Source organism: Aeromonas sp. QDB18 (assembly GCF_027705325.1).
Taxonomy (GTDB): Bacteria; Pseudomonadota; Gammaproteobacteria; order Enterobacterales; family Aeromonadaceae; genus Aeromonas; species Aeromonas caviae.
This window is the reverse complement of record NZ_JAPDBQ010000068.1, coordinates 1-21,377: the sequence shown is the minus strand read 5'-3', so window position 1 is coordinate 21,377 and position 21,377 is coordinate 1. Positions and strand designations below refer to the sequence as shown.

Below are 21,377 nucleotides of genomic sequence, written 5' to 3'. Positions count from 1 at the left end.
ATATGGATTTAGGGACTCAGAATACTTTTTTCTGAAAATCAAGGCGGCCTTCCCCGGAAAGCCGCGATGAACCATTTTTATTTCGTTTCCAACGGTATTCTGCTGGATGAGGCCGAACTGGCGGATCCTGCCTGCAGCCTGGTGCTGCAAAGCAAGTTTGAATCCTATTTCCCGCTGCTTTCCCGTCTTATCTTGCTGCGCCAGCGCCAACCAGGGGGACTGAGCAGCTAATCATCTCCCCCTCGATGCGGGCTGTTCAAGCGGCACAATATTTGTCATAACTGACCGACATTGTGCCGCTTTGCTATGGCCTGCGCAGCGGCTCACTGTGTGTTCGTCGACGGAGGTGACATGAAGGTTTATGAGTTGAGACGAGCCCCCAATGCCCGTCGGGTCAGAATGTTTCTGGCGGAGAAGGGGATCGAGATGGAATATCAACAGGTCGATCTGGGGGCGGGGGAAAACCTGGCGCCCGCCTTTTTGACCAAGAACCCGGCCGGGCGCATTCCTGTGCTGGAACTCGATGACGGAACCTGTCTGAGTGAAACCCTGGCCATCTGCCGCTATTTTGAAGAGCTCCACCCCGAGCCGAACCTGTTTGGTAGCACCGCGCTGGAGCGCGCCACCATAGAGATGTGGAGTCGCTTCATCGAGTTCAACCTCTGGTTGCCGACCGGTATGGCGTTTCGTCATATCACCGGTTTTTACAAAGACCGGGAGCGGGTCTTCCCCGAATGGGGGGAGGAGTGCAAGCAACAGGCTCAGATCTGGTTTGACAAGCTTGATGCCCGTCTTGCCGAGGTGCCCTATATTGCGGGGGAGCGCTTCACCATCGCCGACATTCTTGCCCTCTGTACCATTGATTTTGGCAAGGTGGTTGGCCTGCGTATCACCCCCGAACAGCCCCGTTTGCAGGACTGGCATGACCGGGTGAGTGCCCGGCCCAGCGCCCAGGCCTGATCCTTTCCCCTGAACGTTCAAGGAGTCCAAGATGATAGAGTTGTACACTGCCGCCACGCCCAACGGGTTCAAGGTGTCGATCGCCCTCGAAGAGCTGGGGCTGCCCTACAAGGTCATTCCCCTTGATTTCGCGACCATGGAGCAGAAGAAGCCCGAGTTCCTGGCCATCAACCCCAATGGCCGCATCCCGGCCATCATCGATCGGGACAATGGTGACTTCGCGGTGTTCGAGTCCGGCGCCATCCTTATCTATCTGGCGGAAAAAACCGGCAAGTTGCTGCCTCAGGATCCCAAGCGCCGCTCCCAGGCCATCCAGTGGCTGATGTTCCAGATGGGAGGCGTCGGTCCCATGATGGGGCAGGCCAACGTCTTCTATCGCTATTTCCCCGAGAAGATCCCGGCCGCCATCGAGCGTTACCAGAAGGAAGGGCGACGCCTGTTCGAGGTGCTCGACGGCCATCTGGCACACCATGAGTATCTGGCAGACGAGTACAGCATCGCCGACATCGCTACCTGGCCCTGGGTGCGCATCCACGACTGGAGTGGTATCTCCATCGAGGGGTTGGTGCATTTGCAGGCCTGGATGGCACGCATGGAAGCCAGGCCCGCCTGCCAGAAGGGCATCACCATTCCACCGCGCAATGAGAGCCCCGAGGATCAGGTCAAGCGGGCGCAGCAGATGGTGACTCGCTGACGCCATCATGATGGCCCTGACGGGCCATCTTTTTTATTCCCCTTTGACTCCCCGTTGTTTGACGATCTGCATCGCAGTCGCTTTTTGTCTTTCAAATAAGCCATTTATCAAAAATCAAAAGTCATTCTTCCTGATTAATTGTTATGTTATAACGTTGCCTCTTTGGTTGATGAACATGAAGCTTGGATGGAAAGGATGACAAAAAAATGCACCGCAGCCGGGTGGTTCGCCCTGGCTCTGATGGCAGGAACGACTGCAGCCGACGGCAAACCGCTTGCCATGGTGGGGCCTTGGGAGATCCACAGTGTCGACCCCGCCAGCAACGGGGTCTTCTTTACTCGCATGCAGGTGGCGGAGACCCTGGTGGATGTCGATGGGAAAGGCAATCTGCAACCCGGGCTTGCCAGTGAGTGGTCGCGTAGCGATGACGGTCTGCAGTGGCGATTCACATTGCGCCCCGGGGCCCGTTTTCACGATGGCAGCGAGGTGAGCGCCGAGCAGGCCGCTTTTGCCCTGCAACAGGCCTGGCGCAAGCCCGGCGTGATGACCAGTGCTCCCATTGCGTCCATCGAGGCTGGAGATGGCGTCTTGAAGGTCACCCTGAGCGAACCCTTCGCCTCCCTGCCGGCCGTGCTGGCCCACCCCAGCACCCAGATCCTGGCGAAGGCCGCCTACGATGCCAAGGGGGAGGTAACCCAGGTGATAGGCTCTGGCCCCTACCGTATCACCCGCCTGCAACAACCCCAGCGGATAGAGACTGTGCGTTTCGACGGCTGGCAGGGGGCCAGGCCCGCAATCGAGGAGGTCAGCTACCTGACGGTGGGGCGTGCAGAGAGCCGCACCCTGATGGCCGAGAGCGGTCAGGCCGATATTGCCTGGGGGCTGGATCCGGTCAGCATCCGCCGCTTGCAGCAGGCGTCACGGGTCTCCATCGCCTCGGTTACCCTGCCACGGACCATCCAGCTCAAGCTCAATGGCGCCGACCCTCGTCTGAGCGATCCGGTGGTGCGCCGTGCCCTGAGTCTCGCCATCGATCGTCGTGGTATGGCTGCCGCCCTGCTGCGGGATCCCGAGATGGCGGCAACCCAGCTCTTTCCTCCCACTCTGGGGGAGTGGCACCAGCTCGGGTTGACGCCGCTTGCCTATGACGTCAAGGCGGCCCGGGCGGCCTTCGCGGCGGCAGGCTGGCAGCCGGGGGAGGACGGTGTGCTGCGCAAGGGGGAAGAGCGCTTCGCCTTGACCTTGCGTACCTTCCCTGGCCGTCCGGAGCTGCCGCTCCTCGCCACGGCACTGCAGGCGCAGTGGAAGGCGGTGGGGGTCGATCTCAAGGTGGCTGTGGGCAACTCGAGCGAGATCCCGGCGGGCCATCAGGACGGCTCGCTCCAGCTTGGTCTCTACGCCCGCAATTATGCCCTGGTACCGGATCCCCTGGTCACTTTGCTGGGGGACTTGGCCCCTGCCGGTGCGGACTGGGGGGTGATGAACTGGCACTCCCCGGCCATGACGCAAACACTGACCCGCCTTGCCACGCAAGCCTTGTCGCCCACAGACGCCGTTGCGGCTCGCCGGGAGATAGCCACGACACTGCAACAGGAGTTGCCGCTCCTGCCCATCGCCTGGTACCGCCAGAGCGCGGCGGTCAGTCGGGGGCTGGAGGGGTTTGAACTCGATCCCCAGGAGCGCAGCTATGGCCTGGACAAGTTGACATGGAGCGCACGATGACAGCGACACCCTTGTCTCGCGTCATGGGGATACTGGGTCAGCGTCTGGTGCAGGCGCTGGTGGTTGCCCTGCTGGTGGCCGGACTCTGTTTTCTGATGGTGCAGTCCCTGCCCGGAGACATCGCCTTTCGCATCGCGGCGGGTCGTTATGGCTATGACTATGTCACCGCCGAGGCGGCCAACGCGGTGCGCAGCGAGCTGGGGCTGGCCGGCTCGGCCCTTGTCCGTTTTGGCGACTGGCTGTGGGCCTTGCTGCAAGGGGATCTCGGCAGCTCCCTGGTGACGGGCGCACCGGTCGCCACCGACGTGGGTCATCACTTGGGCGCCACCCTGACGCTCGCGAGCGCCTCCGTGGTGCTGGCGCTGGTGGTGGCGCTGCCGCTTGGCAGCCTGAGTGCGCTGCGCCCGGGGGGATGGTGTGATCGCCTGACCCTGGGCTGGAGCGTGCTGATGCGTGCGTTGCCCCCCTTCTTGCTCGGCCTGGTGCTCATGGTGATGCTCTCGGTGGAGCTGGGCTGGGTCAGTGCGGCAGGGCACGGGGAGGGGAGCAACCTGTTGCTGCCCGCCCTGACCCTGGGATTGGGGCTCTCCGGCGTGCTCTCCCGGGTGGTGCGTGAAAGCGTGCTCACCGTGGTGCAGTCCGGTTATTACCGATTTGCCCTCACCAAGGGGCTTTCGCCGGCCCGGGTTTTCTGGCGTCACGGTCTGCGCAACACCGGGGTCAGCATCATCGCCTACACCAGCGTGCAGCTGGTGCTGCTCATCGAGGGGGTCGTGGTGGTCGAGAGCCTGTTTGCCTGGCCCGGGATCGGCCATGCGCTGGTGCACGCCATCTTCTGGCGCGATATCCCCATGGTTCAGGGGACCGTGCTGGTGCTGGCGGTGCTCTTCGTGCTGCTCAATACCCTCACCGATCTGCTTTGTCTTGCCATTGCCCCCCGTGGTCCCAAGGAGTCCTGATCATGTCGTTGTCTGTCAAAACGGGGCTGGGCCTGCTCCTGCTGGTGGTGTTGTTTGCCCTGCTGGGCCCCGTGCTCTGGCCCGATCCGGCGGCTCAGGATCTGGCACAGTTTCTGGCTGATCCCTCCTGGCAGGAGCCCCTCGGGCGGGATCAGATGGGGCGCAGCCTGATGGCGCGCCTCGCGGCGGCAACCCGGCTCTCCCTGCTGCTGGGACTGCTGTGCGTCATCACGGCGGCGCTGTTGGGGTCATTGCTGGGCTGGCTCTCGGCCTGGCGCGGCGGCTGGGTCGACGGTCTGCTGCGCAGCCTGGCCGACGGCGTGCTGGCCCTGTCAGGCCTGTTGCTGGTGCTGCTCTTCTCCGCCATGGCCCAGGGTGGCTTTGCCATCCTCTATCTCGGGTTGGCCATGGCCCAGTGGGTGGAGTATTACCGGGTGGTGCGTGCCCGCAGCCGGGGGCTGCTCGCCTCGCCCCAGGTGGAGGCGTCCCGTCTGCTGGGATTCGGCCATGCCCATGTGGTGCGGCGCCATCTCTGGCCCGAGCTCGCCCCCCAGTTGCTCACCATGATGGCCTTCGGCCTAGCGGGTGCCATTCTAACCCTCTCTACCCTGGGCTTTGTCGGAGTAGGCATTCAGCCGCCAACGCCCGAGCTGGGGTTGATGATGACGGAGGCGCTGCCCCACTATCAGGAGGCTCCCCGTCTGCTACTGGCCCCCATTCTTGTCATGGGGCTGATGTTGCTGGCTCTGGTGCTGCTTCATCAGACGCGCGGCCTTGACATGCCATCTTCACAAGGAGCCACCTCATGACGGCCATTCATATCAAGGGGTTGCAGGTCGATGATGGCCAGAAAACCCTGTTGCAGGCGCTGGATTTCACCATTCATCCCGGCAGCGCCCTGACCCTGATCGGGGAGAGCGGCTCGGGCAAATCCCTGTTGGCTCATGCCCTGATGGGGACGTTGCCAGCCCCCCTGACAGGCCGGGGCGAGATGGTGTCGGGTGGCCGCCATCACAACCTGGCCGACACGCCTCGCCTGCGCACTCTCTGGGGGCGGGAGCTGGCGATGCTGCCCCAGGAGCCGGTGCTGGCGCTGGATCCCACCATGGGGTTGCTTGCCCAGGTGGAGGAAGGGTGGCTGCCAGGGGGCAAGGAGGCCCGATCGCGGGCCCGCGCCGCCCTCGAGCGGCTTGGACTGGCCGGGCGGGAGGGCGCCTTTGTACACCAGCTCTCGGGAGGCATGGCCCAACGCGCGGCCTTTGCCGCCGCCACCCTGGGGGAGGCCCGTCTGCTGGTGGCCGACGAGCCCACCAAGGGGCTCGACAGCCGGGCCGCAGCCAGGCTGGGTGCCTTGTTGCTGGGCTACCTGGCCCGTGGACGCCATCTGCTGACCATCACCCATGATCTCTCCCTGGCTCGCGAATTGGGGGGCTGGGTGCTGGTGGTCAAGGGAGGAGAGATCGTGGAACAGGGGCCCGCCGAGCGTGTGCTGCACACGCCATCCCATGCCTATACCAGGGCCCTGCTGGCGGCGGAGCCCTCCGCCTGGCCCGAGGCGGTCGTCCCTCCTACCGGTGACTGGCTCATCCGCGGGAAGGGGCTTGCCATGGGATATGGGGATCAACCCCTGTTCACGGGGTTCGACCTTGCCCTGGCGCAAGGGGAGCGAATGGCCATCATGGCGCCGAGCGGCGCGGGCAAGAGCACCCTCGGCAACGTGCTGCTGGGTCTGCAACGCCCCCTGCAAGGGGAGGTGCTGCGCCGGGAAGGGATAGCCCCCTGCCGCTGGCAGAAGCTCTATCAGGATCCGGTGCAGGCCTTTGCCAGCCGGGTGCGCCTCGCCACCCAGTTCGATGATGTGCTGCGTCTGCACAGGCTGCCCCGCCATCGGCTTGTCGACTATCTGGCCCGGTTGGGGCTGGATGAACGGCTGCTGACACGCCTGCCAAACCAGGTCTCGGGAGGGGAGCTGCAGCGGCTGTCGCTTATCCGGGCCCTGTTGCTGCGCCCCGTGCTGCTGTTCGCCGATGAGCCCACGTCCCGGCTCGATCCCCTGAGCCAGCAACAGACCATCGCCTGTCTGCTGGAGGAACTGGGAGAGATAGGCTGCGCCCTGCTGCTGGTGACCCATGACGAAGGGCTGGCCGGCAAGGTTGCTCCTCGTTGTCTGAGACTGGGGGAGGCGGGTACCCCCATGTTCGAAGGCGCGTCGGCCGAGGTGAGAAGAGTGGGGTAAAGAGGGGACAGGATGAATCCTTCCCCCATGATGAGACGACAGTGACGGGGCCTTGGGCCCCGTCGCATTAGAAAAACTTGGGTAAGCAGATTATAAAGTTTCGTTCGTTTTTTGTGATATGAATCACTAAGATTGTCGTAAGCCAGAGAGTGTCCTGCTGCTGGCGGGTGCGGGTCCTCCGCCTTGTTCCTCTTCAACGACCTTTGTCAGACACCTCCTGCAGATCCCTGCCCGGAGGGTGGCGGCTTTTTGATTTTTTTCGGACGACAGTATGTATCGGCACAGCTTCTATCCCCTGTTTTTCCTGACCATCCTGATGGTCGCCGTGGGTCAGATGACCCAGACCCTCTATGTTCCCTCCATTCCCATGATGGCGGGGGACTTCCATGTGGCCTCCGGCCAGCTGCAGGCGGTGATGGCCTGCTACCTCATTCCCTACGGCCTCTCCCAGTTCGTTTATGGCCCCTTGTCGGATCGCATCGGTCGTCGTCCTGTGCTCATCATCGGCATGATGATCTTCCTGGTCGGCACCCTCACCATCCAGCTGATCCCGAGCTTCACCGCCTTGCTGGCGGGCAGCCTGATCCAGGGGCTGGGCACCGGGGCAGGGGGCGCCATGAGCCGGACCGTGATGCGCGACCGTTACAGTGGCGCCGAGCTCAACCGTGCCAACAGCCTGGTGAGCATGGGGGTCATCTTCTCCCCCCTGCTGGCACCTGTGCTGGGCGGCTGGCTCACCGAGCTGTTCAACTGGCGTGCCGGCTACTGGTTCCTGTTCGGTTTTGGTGCCCTGACCACCCTGGCGCTGCTGGCCTGGTTTGGGGAGACGCTGCCAGCATCCGCCCGCCAGCATTCGCTGCGGGTGGGCGCCGCCTATCGTCATGTGCTCGGCAACCCGCGCTTTCAGGGCAACCTGCTCTGTCTGATGGCCACCTTTGCCGGCCTCGCGGTGTTCGAGGCGGCGGCCGGGGTGTTGCTGGGGGACGTGCTCAAGCTGAGTGCCCGCACCGTCAGCGTGCTGTTCGTGCTGCCGCTGCCCGGTTATCTGTTCGGCGCCTGGCTTTCCGCCAGACTGAGTTTTCGCCTGAGCCAGGGCAAGCTGATGCGCCTTGGCATCGCCTTCCTGGCCCTGGGGTCGCTCATCATCCTGGTACCCGGGCTGCTCGGCATGGTGAGCGCTGCCTCCCTGGTGGGCGGGGCTGCGGTCTACTTCATTGGCAGCGGCATTCTCTATCCGACCGCCACCTCCTGTGCCATCGAGCCCTTCCCGGGCCAGGCGGGTACCGCGGGAGCCGTGCTCGGGGGCATGCAGAATCTGGGGGCTGGCGTGGTAACCCTGCTGGCCGCCAGCTTCCCGATGACGGGGCAGGTGACCCTGGGGGCCATCATGACGGTGATGGTGCTGATCGTGGCCTTGAGCTTTGTGTGGCTGCGCCACCACGGCGCGCCCCACGAGCAGATGGCCGTCTGACACGGCCAAGAGCCCGCCCCGTTGGCGCAATGCTGTTCAGATAAGCACATTTTTGACTAATTATTCATAAATGCGACTTGAGTTGGGGGAGCAAGGCTGTTTCCAGTCGATGTTCCTTCAGCCTTTATCCAGCGTGGCTTGCAATAGAAAGAGGGAGGCATCATGCCTCCCTCATTTTTTAGCCCTGATACTACGTGGACTGGAACTCAAATTCTCTTAAGTGAACAGCATTGCGCCCCGTTGGCGGGCTTTTTACTGCCTCCTGCCGGGTGGCGGGACGCCGCAGGGGAGTGGAAGGGGGGGTACCGCGCAGGCAAAGAAAAAGCCCGTCGTGATTACGGGCTTTTTTTGGGTAGGTACCCCGGAGATGCCGTTGCCGGTTTGGGCCCTTGAACCGTCGGTTCAAGGCGGAGATCTAATCTGGCCGCAGGCTTCTCGGTCGGGCCGAGCATGCTCAATAGCCAGAAGGCAGACCCCCTGTTTGGTATGAATATCGGCTCGGGGACTTGAACCGGCTGACAAACACTCCAGGGAATTTCAAAACTCGGTGCGATTAGGGCTGTTGCGCCTCTTCGCTGGATTCACCGTATTGTCCGTGCTCGATCAAGGCGGCTTCGATGGTGCGTTGCAGCATCTTGATCCGCTTGTCCATGGTCTCAGAGTATTGGTGGTTTTTCTCTTTTTCAAGGCAGAGCTCATGACAGAAATTGAGCGCTGCCATGACGGCCAGCTGTTCGTTGCTGGAGACCTTGGAACGTTGACGAAGCTCGATGAGCTTGTCGGTCAGCTGGTCGGCGGCCTGGCGCAGGGCATCTTGTTGTCCCAGGGGACAGGACACCTTGTAGGGACGTCCCAGAATGACGATTTCTACGGCCTCTATGCTCATGCCTTCCTCAATACGGCGGGGCTGATTTCCGCCTTTATCCACGTGGACAACTGGGCGGGACTATATAGCGCAGATGCAGAAGTTTCAAGGCCTTGCTGGCTCTGGCAGGGGGAGAATGCTAGGATCTCGGCCATAAATTCTGCATATTTGCCTGAACTTTGAGCGGATCCTAGATGAGCAAAACAAACCCCCTGAAATACGCCGCCGTGGCGGACCTGATGGCACAGCACGACCTCATGGCGACGGCCGTCGAGGCCCATGGCGTGATCTGCGGCCTGGTGTGCGGTGGCGTGGCCCTGGACGACAAAAGCTGGCAGCCCCATTTCAATGATCTGATCAACGACGGTTTCGGTCTGCCGGCACCGGTGCGCCAGGTGATGACCGACCTCTATCACGAGGTGATCGAGAGTCTGATGGCACAAAAGGGCGTCGAGCTGCTGCTGCCAAGCGACGAGGCGCCGCTCGATGAGCGCATCGACTCGCTGGTGGACTGGTCCCAGGCCTTCCTGGCCGGCTTTGGCGTGGTGCAACAGGAGCTCTCCAAGGCATCCGAAGAGCTGCAGGAGATGATTCAGGACATCGCCAGCATCACCCAGGTCTCTGCCGAGTTCGATCAGGAAGATGAAGAGAACGAAGCCTCCTTCCTGGTGCTCTACGAACACGTGCGCCTCGGGGTCATGATGGCGTTCGAGGAGTTTGGCAAGCGCCCGGCCGCGCCGAGCACGCCGCCGACCCTGCACTGATCTGCCCGCCCAGCGGGTCAATGAAAGAGCGCATCACGGCGCTCTTTCTGTTTTACAAGGGGTGAGAGCAGGGGAGGTACTCTGCTAACCCATGGCGCCAAAGCGGTTTTTTGCCCGTGGCTTCGCATCCCGTCCGCCACCTTTGTGGTAGGATTGGCCCACGTTTTTTCGCCTATGCCCTCTTCTCATGTCTCAATCTGATCTGGTTCACGTCGACGTGGCTATCGTCGGCGGTGGTATGAGCGGTGCCGTGCTGGCCCTCTCCCTTGCCGCCCTGAAAGGACAGGATGGCGCCCCCCTGCAGATCCTGCTGCTGGAGGCGAGTGCGCCCGAGCTCAATGCTCATCCCGGTTTCGATGCCCGTGCCATCGCGCTTTCCGCCGGTACCTGCGAGGCGCTGGCTCGTCACGGCCTCTGGCCGCACCTGGTACCCCACTGCTCCCCCATCACCCATATCCATGTGTCGGATCGGGGCCACTGTGGCCAGACCCGGCTGTCGGCGGCGGAGTATGGTCTACCCGCCCTCGGTCAGGTGATCGAGCTGTCGGCGGCGGGCATCGTGCTGCAAGAGGCGATCGCCGCCTGCCCGCAGATCCGTATGTTGTGCCCGGCCAGGCTTGAGGCCATCGACCCCGACGAGGCGGGAGTGACGCTCGCCCTGGAGGGCGGCGCGCGCTACCGCACCCGGCTGCTGGTGGCGGCCGACGGGGGCCACTCCTTCGTGCGCCAGCATTTCAAGATGCCGGTCAGTCGCCACGATTATGGCCAGAGCGCCATCATCGCCACCGTCAAGACCGCCGAGGATCCCGCCGGACGGGCCTTCGAGCGCTTCACCGATGGAGGGCCGCTGGCCCTGCTGCCCATGCAGGACGGCCTCTCCTCCCTGGTGTGGAGCGTGCCGCGGGACGAGGCACAGGGGCTGCTTGCACTGGATGACGCCGCCTTTCTCGCCCGTCTGCAGCAGGCTTTTGGCTGGCGCCTCGGGCGCATCGAGCGTACAGGCGTGCGCCACCTCTATCCGCTGGTGCTGACGGTGGCCGACTACCCGCTGGCCCAGCGCACCGTGCTGGTGGGTAACGCCGCCCACCTGCTGCACCCCATCGCCGGTCAGGGGTTCAACCTCGGCATGCGGGATCTGGACGTGCTGACCCGGACCCTGGCCCGTGCGCTCGCGGCGGGGGAAGACATCGGCGGCTTTGAGGTGCTAAGCGGCTACTGGCAGCAGCGGCGGGACGATCAGGCCCAGACCGTCTGGCTCACGTCCTCCCTGGCCCAGCTCTTCTCAAACCATCACGCTCCCCTGGTGGTGGGCCGCAATCTGGCGCTCTCCCTGATGGGCAGAGTGCCCTGGCTCAAGGCACCGCTCGCCTCCCGCACCCTGGGATTCGTGGACGAGGTGTGCGGCCAATAAGCGCTGTCGCTCCGGCGGCAAAGACGATTTCGAGCAAGAGGCACGCCTGTGGGCGTCGCCTCGCAGATCCTGGCGACTCGCCCGGAAAGGACACAAGAGAATGCAGATGCAAGATGTGGATGTGGTGATCGTGGGGGGGGGCATGGTGGGCCTGGGGCTCGCTGCCGCCCTCAAGAACCGGGCGATCAAGGTGGCCATCGTGGAAGGCCGGCTGCCCGATGCAACGCTTGGTGAGACGCCGGACAACAGGGTCAGTGCCCTGAGCCTCGCGAGTCAGCACATCCTGCAAGGGGTCGGCGCCTGGGACGGCATAGTGGCGCGCCGCCTGCAGCCCTATGAGAAGATGCAGGTGTGGGAGCAGGACAGTTTCGGCCACATCGATTTCGATGCTGCCAGCCTGCGTCAGGGGGCCCTTGGCCACATCGTCGAGAACCGGGTGATCCAGCTTGCGCTGCTGGACGCCATCGCGGGGGCCAGCAATATCCAGATGCTGACCCCGGCCCGGGCCACCAGCCTGCAGTGCGGGCCAGCGGGGGCCCTGCTGCTGCTGGAAGATGGCCAGGCCCTCTCGGCCAAGCTGGTGGTGGCCGCCGATGGCGCCCACTCCTGGGTGCGCCGTCAGGCAGACATTCCCCTCACCAGCTGGGATTACGGTCATCACGCCCTGGTGGCGACGGTGCGTTGTGCCGAGCCCCATGAGGCGGTGGCGCGCCAGATCTTCACCCCCCAGGGGCCGCTCGCCTTCCTGCCCCTGTGGCAGCCCGACCTCTGCTCTATCGTGTGGTCTGTGCCCGCGGCCCGCGCCGAGGCGCTCTGCGCCCTGGATGACGATGGCTTCAACCGCCAGCTCACCGCCGCCTTTGATGGGCGCCTCGGGCTGTGCAAGGTGGAGGGGGCTCGCAGCGCCATTCCGCTGACCGCCCGCTACGCCCGCGACTTTGCCCGCGAGCGCCTGGTGCTGGTGGGGGATGCGGCCCACACCATCCACCCGCTGGCGGGGCAGGGGGTGAATCTGGGCTTGCTGGATGCCGCCGCCCTGGCGGAGCAGATCCTCATTCATCACGGCAAGGGCGTGGACATCGGCCTGCTCGCCAACCTGCGGGGCTACGAGCGCTGGCGCAAGAGCGAGGCGGCGCGCATGCTGGCGGCCATGGAGGGGCTCAAGCGACTGTTTGCGGGCAGCAACCCCCTCAAGAAGCTGGTGCGCGGGGTGGGGCTTCGCGCCGTCGACGGTCTTGGCCCCCTCAAGCAGGGCATGATCCGGGCCGCCATGGGGCTGGATGGGGAGCTGCCCACCCTGGCCAAGGGTGAAAAAATCTAATCTTACCCCGGGGTTTTAACAAAAAAACTAATCTGACAGGGCGAGATGACCCTTTGGGGTGTCAGCCTTTAATGTTGGCGAGAAGCGAAACGTTTTTCTGTAAATTGTGACGGGACGGTAAAAATCAACATTAAATCCCGCAATGGCGCGGTTTTTGCTGTTTTTATCACTGTTTTTGCCTTAGTGTCTGGTGTCAGTGAGTCGGGTGAGGATTAGTTTTTTTTGAGCGGTGCCCCGGCACGCTTGTCATATAATCCGCTCCGTTCAAGGAATCACTCCTGCCCGCCCGGGCGGGAACGAGCACAGAGCTTGTGGTCCGTAGTTCCCGACGAGCCGGGGCGGATTGCGAGTGTTGTCGCGAACGCTTAAGGAAACACAGCGATGATCCAGACTACTGTATTGCATCCGAAACACCTGGAAGCGGGTGCCAAGATGGTGGACTTCCACGGTTGGGAGATGCCCATCAACTACGGTTCCCAGTTGGAAGAGCACCATGTGGTGCGCACCGATGCAGGCATGTTCGATGTCTCCCACATGACCATCGTCGATTTGACCGGCGAGCGGGTCAAAGCCTTCCTGCAACACCTGCTGGCCAACGACGTGGCCAAACTCACCGTCCCCGGCAAGGCCCTCTACAGCGGCATGCTCAATCCGGAAGGCGGCGTCATCGATGACCTCATCACCTACTTCCTGACCGATACCTTCTACCGCCTGGTGGTGAACTCCGCCACCCGCGAGAAGGATCTGGCCTGGATCCGCCATCACGCCATCGACTTTGCCGTGAGCGTGACCGAGCGCCCCGAGCTTGCCATGATCGCGGTGCAGGGCCCCCACGCCAAGGCCAAGGCGGCCAAGGTGTTCACCCCCGAGCAGAATGCGGCGGTCGAAGGCATGAAGCCCTTCTTCGGTGTGCAGGCCGGGGATCTCTTCATCGCCACCACCGGCTACACCGGCGAAGATGGCTACGAGATCGTGGTCCCCCAAGAGAAGGCGTGCGATCTGTGGCAGGCCCTGCTGGACAACGGCGTGGCCCCTTGTGGCCTGGGTGCCCGTGATACCCTGCGCCTGGAAGCGGGCATGAACCTCTACGGTCAGGACATGGACGAGTCAATCTCTCCGCTTGCCGCCAACATGGCCTGGACCCTGGCCTGGGAGCCTGCCTCCCGCCAATTCATCGGCCGCGCCGCCCTGGAAGCCCAGAAGGCCGCCGGCAACCAGCCCAAGCTGGTGGGTCTGGTGATGGAAGAAAAGGGCGTGCTGCGTGCCGGCATGCCGGTCACCTTCACCAGCGAGAGCGGCGAAACACGGGAAGGAGTGATCACCTCCGGCTCCTTCTCGCCCACCCTGGGTTACAGCATTGCCCTGGCGCGGGTGCCCCGCGATATCGGCGAACAGGCCCAGGTGGAGATCCGCAAGAAGCAGGTCACCGTGAAAGTCACCAAGCCGGCCTTCGTGCGCAACGGCCAGCCGCTGGTGTAATCATTGATTGCGGTGAGGGTTGACCTTCGCCGCCCCATTTTTGTTGAAGCGATCCAAGAGCATAAAGGAAGCACAAATGAGCCATATCCCGAGCGAACTGAAATATGCCACCTCCCACGAGTGGGTCCGTGTTGAAGCCAACGGCGAAGCCGTGGTCGGCATCACCGAGCACGCCCAGGATCTGCTGGGGGACATGGTGTTCGTCGATCTGCCGGAAGTGGGCAAGCAGGTGAGCGCCGGTGAAGATTGCGCCGTGGCGGAGTCCGTCAAGGCCGCCTCCGACATCTACAGCCCGGTGAGCGGCGAGATCCTGGCCGTCAACGAAGAGCTGGAAGGCAGCCCCGAGCTGGTCAACTCCGACCCCTACGGCGCCGGCTGGCTGTTCCGCATCAAGCTGGACGACGCGGGCGAGCTCGCCAACCTGCTGGATGCCGAAGGCTACCAGAACGTGGTGGACGAAGAGTAATGCCCCCGGGCCCTGCCAACACAGCAGGGCCCACTTGTATGACTGCCATCCTGCGGCCATGGCGGTTGCAGGAAAGGCGCAGCCTTTGCGCCTTCGGGATGCCCTTGCCGCATTCCCCGTCTGCCCGCGGCGGACACAGAACATGAGTGGAGCCGGTATCGACCGGCTACAGGAACATCAGGTCTTGGTTGTCAGGATGTCATGCCAGGACCTATTACCAGGAAATAGGGAAATGACCCAGTCACTGTTTGAACTCGAGCAAAAAACCGATTTCATCCGCCGTCACATCGGCCCGGGTGAGGAAGAACTGCGGGCCCTGCTCGCCACCGTGGGTGCCGAGAGCCTGGACGATCTGATTGAGCAGACGGTCCCCGCCGCCATCCGTCGTCCGGGGCCGCTTGGTATCGGCGCCCCCATGACCGAAGTGGAGGCCCTGGCCAAGCTCAAGGGCTATGCGGCCAAGAACCAGATCGCCAAGAGCTACATCGGCATGGGCTACCACGACACCCACGTGCCCCACGTCATCCTGCGCAACGTGCTGGAAAACCCAGGCTGGTACACCGCCTACACCCCCTATCAGCCCGAGCTGGCCCAGGGCCGTCTCGAAGCCCTGCTCAACTTCCAGCAGCTCACCCTGGATCTCACCGGCATGGATCTGGCGAGCGCCTCCCTGCTCGATGAAGCCACCGCCGCCGCCGAAGCCATGGCGCTGGCCAAGCGCATGGCCAAATCCAAATCCAACCTCTTCTTCGTGGCCGACGACGTTCACCCCCAGGTGATCGACGTGGTCAAGGAGCGCGCGGTCCACTTCGGTTTCGATGTGGTGGTCGGCCCTGCGGGCGAGGCCGTGAGCGAAGAGGTGTTCGGTGCCATGTTCCAGTACCCGGGGACTACCGGCAATGTGGCCGATCTGCGTTCCCTCATTGCCGCCGTCCAGGCCCAGAAGGGGCTGGCCTGCGTCGGGACCGACATGCTCTCCCTGCTGCTGCTCAAATCCCCGGGTGAACTGGGTGCCGACGTGGTGTTCGGCAGTGCCCAGCGCTTCGGTGTGCCCATGGGTTACGGTGGCCCCCACGCCGCCTTCTTCGCCACCCGCGACGCCTACAAGCGCTCCATGCCGGGTCGCATCATCGGCGTCTCCAAGGATGCCCGTGGCAAGAGCGCCCTGCGCATGGCCATGCAGACCCGCGAGCAGCACATCCGCCGCGAGAAGGCCAACTCCAACATCTGTACCGCCCAGGTGCTGCTGGCCAACATGGCGAGCTTCTACGCCGTCTACCACGGGCCGGTGGGGCTGAAAACCATCGCCTCCCGCGTGCACCGTCTGACCACCATCCTGGCGCTCGGCCTCACCGCCAAGGGCGTGGCTCTCAAGCACGGAAGCTGGTTCGATACCCTCACAGTACTGACGTCGGACAAGGCTGCACTCATTGCCAAGGCCGAAGGGCTCGGTATCAACCTGCGCGCGGATCTCGATGGTGCAGTCGGTGTGTCCCTCTCTGAAACCACCACCCGAGGCGATGTAGCCGAGCTGTTCGACCTGTTCCTTGGGGCGGGTCACGGCCTCGATGTGGAGGCCCTCGACCAGGCGGCGCAGGCCCATCACGCCATCCCGCAGGATCTCCTGCGCACCGACGCCGTGCTGACCCACGAGGTATTCAACAAGTACCACTCCGAGACCGAGATGCTGCGCTACATCCACCGTCTCGAAGCGAAAGATCTGGCCCTGAACTACGCCATGATTTCTCTCGGCTCCTGCACCATGAAGCTCAACGCCACCGCCGAGATGATCCCGGTGACCTGGCCTGAATTCGGCAAGCTGCACCCCTTCGCGCCGCTCAAGCAGACCCAGGGTTACCAGCTGCTGCTGGCAGATCTGGAAGACTGGCTGGTGAAGGTGACCGGCTACGATGCGGTCTGCATGCAACCCAACTCCGGCGCGCAGGGCGAATACGCGGGCCTGCTCGCCATCAAGAAGTACCACGAGTCTCGCGGCGAGGGGCATCGCGATGTCTGCCTCATCCCGGCCTCTGCCCACGGCACCAACCCGGCTTCCGCCCAGATGGCGGGCCTCAAGGTCATCGTCACCGCCTGTGACAAGGCAGGCAACGTGGATCTGGACGACCTGCGGGCCAAGGCCGCCGAGGTCGGAGACCAGCTCTCCTGCCTGATGGTGACCTACCCCTCCACCCACGGGGTGTACGAGGAGACCATCAAGGAGGTGTGTGACATCGTTCACCAGTATGGTGGTCAGGTTTACCTCGACGGCGCCAACATGAACGCGCAGGTCGGGCTGACGGCGCCAGGCTTTATCGGTGCGGACGTCTCTCACCTCAACCTGCACAAGACCTTCGCCATTCCCCATGGCGGTGGCGGTCCGGGCATGGGCCCCATCGGCGTGAAGAAACACCTGGCACCGTTTGTGGCCGGTCACGCCGTGGTCAAGACCGACAAGGAGAGTCGTGACAACGGCGCCGTGTCTGCCGCCCCGTTCGGTTCGGCCAGCATCCTGCCCATCAGCTGGATGTACATCGCCATGCTGGGGGACGAGGGGCTCAAGAAATCCACCCAGGTCGCCATCCTCAACGCCAACTACCTGGCCAAGAAGCTCGGCGAGTCCTTCCCCGTGCTCTATACAGGTCGCAACGGCCGGGTGGCCCACGAGTGCATCCTGGACATCCGCCCGCTCAAAGAAGCCAGTGGCATCAGCGAGATGGACGTGGCCAAGCGCCTGATGGACTACGGCTTCCACGCGCCGACCATGAGTTTCCCGGTAGCGGGCACCCTGATGGTCGAGCCGACCGAATCCGAATCCAAGCGCGAGCTGGATCGCTTCGTGGAAGCCATGACCGCCATCCGTGCCGAGATTGCCCGGGTGCAGGACGGCCACTGGAGCCTCGCCGACAACCCCCTGGTCCATGCGCCGCACACCCAGGACGACGTGATGGATGCAGAGTGGAACCGTGGCTACAGCCGCGCCGAGGCGGTCTTCCCGTCCGACGCCGTGCGCGCCAGCAAGCTGTGGCCGTCGGTTAACCGCATCGACGACGTCTATGGTGATCGCAACCTGTTCTGCTCCTGCGTGCCCACCGAGGATTACGCCAAGTAATCGCGGCGCCTGATCACGGCCATTTAAGTTGGAAACCGTGACATTGAAGTTGGAAACCGACCATTCAAGTTGGAAACTCAAAGGCCCTGCAACAGCAGGGCCTTTTTATTATTCCGTGGACTGAGAGTCATTAAATTATAAAAATGATCGCATTTTGATCTTTCAGCCGTGTTGGGGAAGGTGCGAACAAGACTCTGGTGTGAGACTATCAGTCTCACTTGGTATCAGGGATGAGGTTCAGCATGGTCCAACAGTTTACTTTCGCGGATAGCAAGGGAAGGTGCGAATAAGTCATATGGCACGAGAGCATTTACTGGTAACCCATTGATATTAAATGACTAAAATTTTCATTTTTTGTTCTTGGGATACTTGTTCGCACTTTCCCTAACTTAATTGTCACATTGGATGTCGCTAAGATCTTGAAATTATTGACTCACAAGTTTCCAACTTAAATGGTTGTGATCAGCGCCGTGAAGGGCGACAGCCAATATGCACAAGGCCACCCCCAGGGGTGGCCTTGTTGTGTGTGGCGCCCGTGCGAACGGGCTACTCGCCCCGGCGCGCCGCCTCGATGGTGGCAATGTCAATCTTGTCCATCTGCATCATGGCCTCGAAGGCGCGCCTCGCAGCCTCGGGGTCGGGATCGGTGATCGCCTCGGTGAGGACCTGAGGGGTGATCTGCCAGGAGATGCCCCACTTGTCCTGACACCAGCCGCACTCGCTCGCCTGACCGCCATGGTCGATGATGGCGTGCCAGTAGCGATCCGTCTCGGCCTGGTCCTGGGTAGCCACCTGAAACGAGAACGCCCAGTTGTGGCTGACCCCGGGCCCGCCGTTGAGGCCGAGGCAGGGGATCCCCATCACCCTGAACTCGACCGTCAGCACGTCTCCTTCCTTGCCAGCGGGATAGTCGGCCGGGGCCCGGTGTACGGCACCGACGGCGGAGTCGGGGAAGAGGCTGGCGTAAAACCGTGCGGCCTCCTCGGCATTCCCGTTATACCAGAGGCAAATCCTGTTCTTGACTGGTCTCATTGTGTCGCAGCTCCATCCTGGTGTTTGTCCTTCGACGCCCGTGAGCGGGCGCCCCGATGGGTATCCTGCCGCCCGCAGCGCCTGCTGCTTCGCTGGGTGACAAGCCAGCCTGTACGCCGTTTGCCACCCGCTTGGGGCTTGCATGATGGGGTCAAGTGTAGTGGCATGGGGATCCTGGTCACCAGGCCGGGAGCTGGCATGAAGGCCGCAGCAAGAGAGGAGTCTGCCATGGACAGTACCCAGCGATTCTCGACCCGGGTCGAGGCCTATGTGAAATATCGACCCGGTTATCCCGGCGCCATGCTGGATTTTCTGGCAAGGGAGCTGGCCATGGGGCCAGAGGCCCAGGTGGCGGACATCGGCGCGGGCACCGGCATCCTGACCAGCCCTGCTGGCCCCCCGGGTCGCGCGGGTCTGGGCGGTGGAGCCCAACGAGGATATGCGGGCAGCCGCCAAACGGCTGCTCGCCCAGGTGGGGAACATCGGCTGGCTGCACGGCAGTGCGGAAGCCACGGGCCTGCCCACGGGGGCGATGGATCTGGTGACGGTCGCCCAGGCGTTTCACTGGTTCGATCGCGCGGCTTTTCGGCAGGAGTGCCAGCGGCTGCTCAAGCCCGGTGGCCAGGTCGCCCTCATCTGGAATGACAGGCTGACGAACACCCCGTTTCTCAAGGCCTATGAAGAGGGGCTGCACGCCTACTCGGGGGATTACGAGGAGGTCAATCATCGCAACCTCGGTGAGGCGCATTTTCGCGCCTTCTTCACCGGGGAGTACCGGCTCGATCGCTTCGAGAACAGTCAGCTGTTCGATCTTGACGGGGTGCTTGGACGGCTCAACTCCTCCTCCTATGCGCCTGTGGCGGGCACGCCGGCCCACGATCAGATGACGGCGCTCGTTCGCCACGAGTTTGCTCGCCATGCCGTTGACGGCAAGATAGCCTTCAACTATTGCACCCTGGTCTACAGTGGCCGGGTGTAGCCCCGTTCAGCGCTGACATCCGCAGTGAAAAGGCCCCCGCCAGTGATGGCGAGGGCCTTGTTTCATTTTGGCGGTCTGTATCCGGGCGATGCGAAAGAGACCGTCGCGCGGCGAAGGGGCGGTATCAGCCCTGATCGATGCCGAGAATGGCCATGGCCTTGGCCAGGGTATCGACCGATTCCTGATGCTTGCCCGCGTTGTGCAAGGTCTCTCCGTCCGCCCTCAACTGCTTCACCTCGGCCAGTTGCTCGGCACTGAGGGCGGGGCCTGCGGCCAGGGCGTCGTCTATCTTCTTCATGTCCATGGGGCAGTGGAAGGCGAGGGCGCTGCCGCAAAAGAGCAGGGCGGCCAACAACAGCATGAGTCTCATCTTTCGGATCTCCATGTGGGGTTCCCGTCAAGCATAGCCCCGCAGGGGGAGGGCATTCGGGTTGAAGGGGGCGGGAGGCAGGGGCTACCATGATCCTTTTATTGCGAGGAGGCTCCATGGCACTGACAAGGTTGCTGTCCCCCCTGACCAGTCTGGTGATCTTGATTCTGGGTCACGGTCTGTTCAATACCCTGCTGACGGTGCGTCTCTCCGCCGAGCAGGTGTCCGCCCAGGCCATCGGTCTGGTGTCGGCTGCCTATTTCGGCGGCCTGGTGCTGGGGACCTTCATCAATGCCCGCCTCATCATCCGGGTGGGGCATATCCGGGCCTATGCGGCTTATGCCTCCCTGCTCTGTTTTCTGTTTCTGCTGCACGGCATGGTGGTGGAGCCTGTCACCTGGGCGGCGCTGCGGCTGATCGGGGGGTTTGCCACCGGCGGCCTGTTCGTGGTGCTGGAGTCCTGGATGCTGGTCTCAAGCACCCCGGCGAACCGGGGGCGGTTGATGTCCCTCTACATGATCCTGCTGTACGGTTCACTCGCCCTGGGCCAGCTGCTGCTCAAGCAGGTGGACCCCATGGTGTTGACGCCGTTCGCCCTGTGCGCCATGGCGGCGACTATCTCCGTGGTGCCTCTGGCTCTCTCCCGAGTGGCGACGCCGGCCATGGTGGCACCCCAGCCGGTGGGAGTGCTGGAGCTGGTGCGCCTCACTCCGGCGGGGATGGGCAGCAGCTTTACCTCGGGCCTCATCCTCGGGGCCATCTATGGGCTGTTGCCGCTCTATTTCACCGACAGCGGCGCCTCCCTCTCCCAGGTGGCGGACATGATGGCGCTGGTGATCCTGGGGGGGATGTGTCTGCAATATCCTATCGGACGTGCATCTGATCGTTACGACAGACGGTTGGTGATCCTGCTGCTCTGCGCCCTGCTGACCCTGATCGCGTTGTGGATGGTGCTGCTGCCGGAGCCCTGGCGTGAGCCAGTCGAGGGGACTCTTGTCTTCCTGCTGGGGGGCATGGCGTTCTCCATCTATCCCTTGAGCCTCAGCCATGCCTGCGATGAACTGCGCCCGGATCAGGTGCTGGGGGCAAACCAGGGGTTGCTGCTTGCCTACAGCCTGGGGGCCATGACGGGTCCGCTGCTGGCCCCCTTTACCATGGCAACGTTCGGACCACAGGGGCTGTTCGTCTACTTTGCCCTGTGCGGTCTGCTGCTGTCGGCCTATCTCGGCTGGCGCAGGCGTAAGCGAGCCCCCATTCCGCTGACGGAGCATCAGGTCTTCATGCCGGTGCCCCCCAACACCCCCATGACGGCGGAGCTGGAGCCAAGAACGGATCTGGAAGGGGAGGCAGTGCCGGCGAGCTATGCCGCGCCTGATGCAGAAGAGAGAGCGGTGAGTGAAGAGGGGCAGGAGAGGGACGCGCCGCAGGGGCGCTGAAGGCTGGCGACCCAATGACAGGGATAAAAAAAGGTTCTTCGCGGGATCTTGGGGAAGTGGAAGTTGACAGACAGGGTGCTGGTAAACTGGCTGTCTCCAAACA

General features: G+C 63.1%; 18 protein-coding genes, 1 other RNA gene and 1 pseudogene. 16 read left to right on the top strand and 4 right to left on the bottom strand.

The window, feature by feature from the left end:
• The first annotated feature begins 66 nt into the window (after positions 1-66).
• The 8 genes from OKC30_RS11815 to emrD all read left to right on the top strand — a co-directional run bounded on the left by OKC30_RS11815 (position 67) and on the right by emrD (position 8,042).
• A complete protein-coding gene (locus OKC30_RS11815; protein ID WP_270809628.1) occupies positions 67-231 on the top strand; it encodes a hypothetical protein in 165 nt (54 codons plus the stop codon).
• A 120-nt stretch (positions 232-351) separates the two neighbouring features.
• A complete protein-coding gene (locus OKC30_RS11810) occupies positions 352-960 on the top strand; it encodes a glutathione S-transferase family protein (RefSeq protein ID WP_052816369.1) in 609 nt (202 codons plus the stop codon).
• 31 nt (positions 961-991) lie between these two features.
• On the top strand, positions 992-1,654 hold the full coding sequence (locus OKC30_RS11805; RefSeq protein ID WP_052816370.1) for a glutathione S-transferase family protein: 663 nt from the start codon (positions 992-994) through the stop codon (positions 1,652-1,654).
• A 195-nt stretch (positions 1,655-1,849) separates the two neighbouring features.
• A complete protein-coding gene (locus OKC30_RS11800) occupies positions 1,850-3,376 on the top strand; it encodes an ABC transporter substrate-binding protein (RefSeq protein WP_160839312.1) in 1,527 nt (508 codons plus the stop codon).
• Positions 3,373-4,335 carry an ABC transporter permease gene (locus OKC30_RS11795; RefSeq protein ID WP_160839314.1) on the top strand — a complete coding sequence of 321 codons (963 nt, stop codon included), beginning with the start codon at positions 3,373-3,375 and terminating at the stop codon, positions 4,333-4,335. The genes OKC30_RS11800 and OKC30_RS11795 overlap by 4 nt, the downstream gene beginning before the upstream one ends.
• A 2-nt stretch (positions 4,336-4,337) precedes the next feature.
• Positions 4,338-5,144 (top strand): ABC transporter permease, encoded by an 807-nt coding sequence (locus OKC30_RS11790; RefSeq protein WP_270809627.1) that lies wholly within the window; start codon positions 4,338-4,340, stop codon positions 5,142-5,144.
• Positions 5,141-6,571 carry an ABC transporter ATP-binding protein gene (locus OKC30_RS11785; protein WP_270809626.1) on the top strand — a complete coding sequence of 477 codons (1,431 nt, stop codon included), beginning with the start codon at positions 5,141-5,143 and terminating at the stop codon, positions 6,569-6,571. The genes OKC30_RS11790 and OKC30_RS11785 overlap by 4 nt, the downstream gene beginning before the upstream one ends.
• A 271-nt stretch (positions 6,572-6,842) precedes the next feature.
• Positions 6,843-8,042: a multidrug efflux MFS transporter EmrD gene (gene emrD / locus OKC30_RS11780; RefSeq protein WP_039038746.1), complete on the top strand. Its 1,200-nt coding sequence runs from the start codon at positions 6,843-6,845 to the stop codon at positions 8,040-8,042.
• Positions 8,043-8,396: 354 nt separating this feature from the next.
• On the opposite strand, the gene ssrS is transcribed toward emrD, so the two are convergent.
• Positions 8,397-8,579, bottom strand: a non-coding RNA gene (ssrS, locus tag OKC30_RS11775) — 6S RNA.
• A 16-nt stretch (positions 8,580-8,595) separates the two neighbouring features.
• Positions 8,596-8,928 carry a cell division protein ZapA gene (zapA, locus tag OKC30_RS11770; protein WP_010675086.1) on the bottom strand — a complete coding sequence of 111 codons (333 nt, stop codon included), beginning with the start codon at positions 8,926-8,928 and terminating at the stop codon, positions 8,596-8,598.
• 173 nt (positions 8,929-9,101) lie between these two features.
• On the opposite strand from zapA, the gene OKC30_RS11765 reads away from it, so the two are divergent.
• The 6 genes from OKC30_RS11765 to gcvP all read left to right on the top strand — a co-directional run bounded on the left by OKC30_RS11765 (position 9,102) and on the right by gcvP (position 17,457).
• Entirely contained in the window at positions 9,102-9,671 is a 570-nt protein-coding gene (locus OKC30_RS11765) for a UPF0149 family protein (protein ID WP_042864005.1), read from the top strand.
• A gap of 187 nt (positions 9,672-9,858) precedes the next feature.
• Complete coding sequence (gene ubiH, locus OKC30_RS11760) at positions 9,859-11,082, top strand: 2-octaprenyl-6-methoxyphenyl hydroxylase (protein ID WP_103858429.1); 1,224 nt, start codon at positions 9,859-9,861, stop codon at positions 11,080-11,082.
• Positions 11,083-11,182: 100 nt separating this feature from the next.
• Entirely contained in the window at positions 11,183-12,403 is a 1,221-nt protein-coding gene (locus tag OKC30_RS11755) for an FAD-dependent 2-octaprenylphenol hydroxylase (RefSeq protein ID WP_160839123.1), read from the top strand.
• Positions 12,404-12,784: 381 nt separating this feature from the next.
• Positions 12,785-13,882, top strand: coding sequence for a glycine cleavage system aminomethyltransferase GcvT (gcvT, locus tag OKC30_RS11750; RefSeq protein WP_010675082.1), 1,098 nt, complete (start codon positions 12,785-12,787; stop codon positions 13,880-13,882).
• Between the two features lie 76 nt (positions 13,883-13,958).
• The gene (gene gcvH, locus OKC30_RS11745) at positions 13,959-14,348 is read left to right on the top strand and encodes a glycine cleavage system protein GcvH (RefSeq protein ID WP_010675081.1); all 390 of its coding nucleotides are present in this window, start codon (positions 13,959-13,961) and stop codon (positions 14,346-14,348) included.
• Between the two features lie 232 nt (positions 14,349-14,580).
• Positions 14,581-17,457: an aminomethyl-transferring glycine dehydrogenase gene (gene gcvP, locus OKC30_RS11740; protein ID WP_160839125.1), complete on the top strand. Its 2,877-nt coding sequence runs from the start codon at positions 14,581-14,583 to the stop codon at positions 17,455-17,457.
• Positions 17,458-18,003: 546 nt separating this feature from the next.
• Here gcvP and OKC30_RS11735 read toward each other — a convergent pair.
• Positions 18,004-18,489 carry a VOC family protein gene (locus tag OKC30_RS11735; RefSeq protein WP_160837367.1) on the bottom strand — a complete coding sequence of 162 codons (486 nt, stop codon included), beginning with the start codon at positions 18,487-18,489 and terminating at the stop codon, positions 18,004-18,006.
• A gap of 228 nt (positions 18,490-18,717) precedes the next feature.
• Between OKC30_RS11735 and OKC30_RS11730 the strand changes: the two are divergent.
• Positions 18,718-19,468: pseudogene (locus tag OKC30_RS11730) on the top strand (class I SAM-dependent methyltransferase).
• A gap of 124 nt (positions 19,469-19,592) precedes the next feature.
• Here the strand turns inward: OKC30_RS11730 and OKC30_RS11725 are convergent.
• Entirely contained in the window at positions 19,593-19,838 is a 246-nt protein-coding gene (locus OKC30_RS11725) for a hypothetical protein (RefSeq protein ID WP_041215012.1), read from the bottom strand.
• A 116-nt stretch (positions 19,839-19,954) separates the two neighbouring features.
• On the opposite strand from OKC30_RS11725, the gene OKC30_RS11720 reads away from it, so the two are divergent.
• On the top strand, positions 19,955-21,274 hold the full coding sequence (locus OKC30_RS11720) for an MFS transporter (RefSeq protein ID WP_270809625.1): 1,320 nt from the start codon (positions 19,955-19,957) through the stop codon (positions 21,272-21,274).
• Positions 21,275-21,377 lie beyond the last annotated feature (103 nt).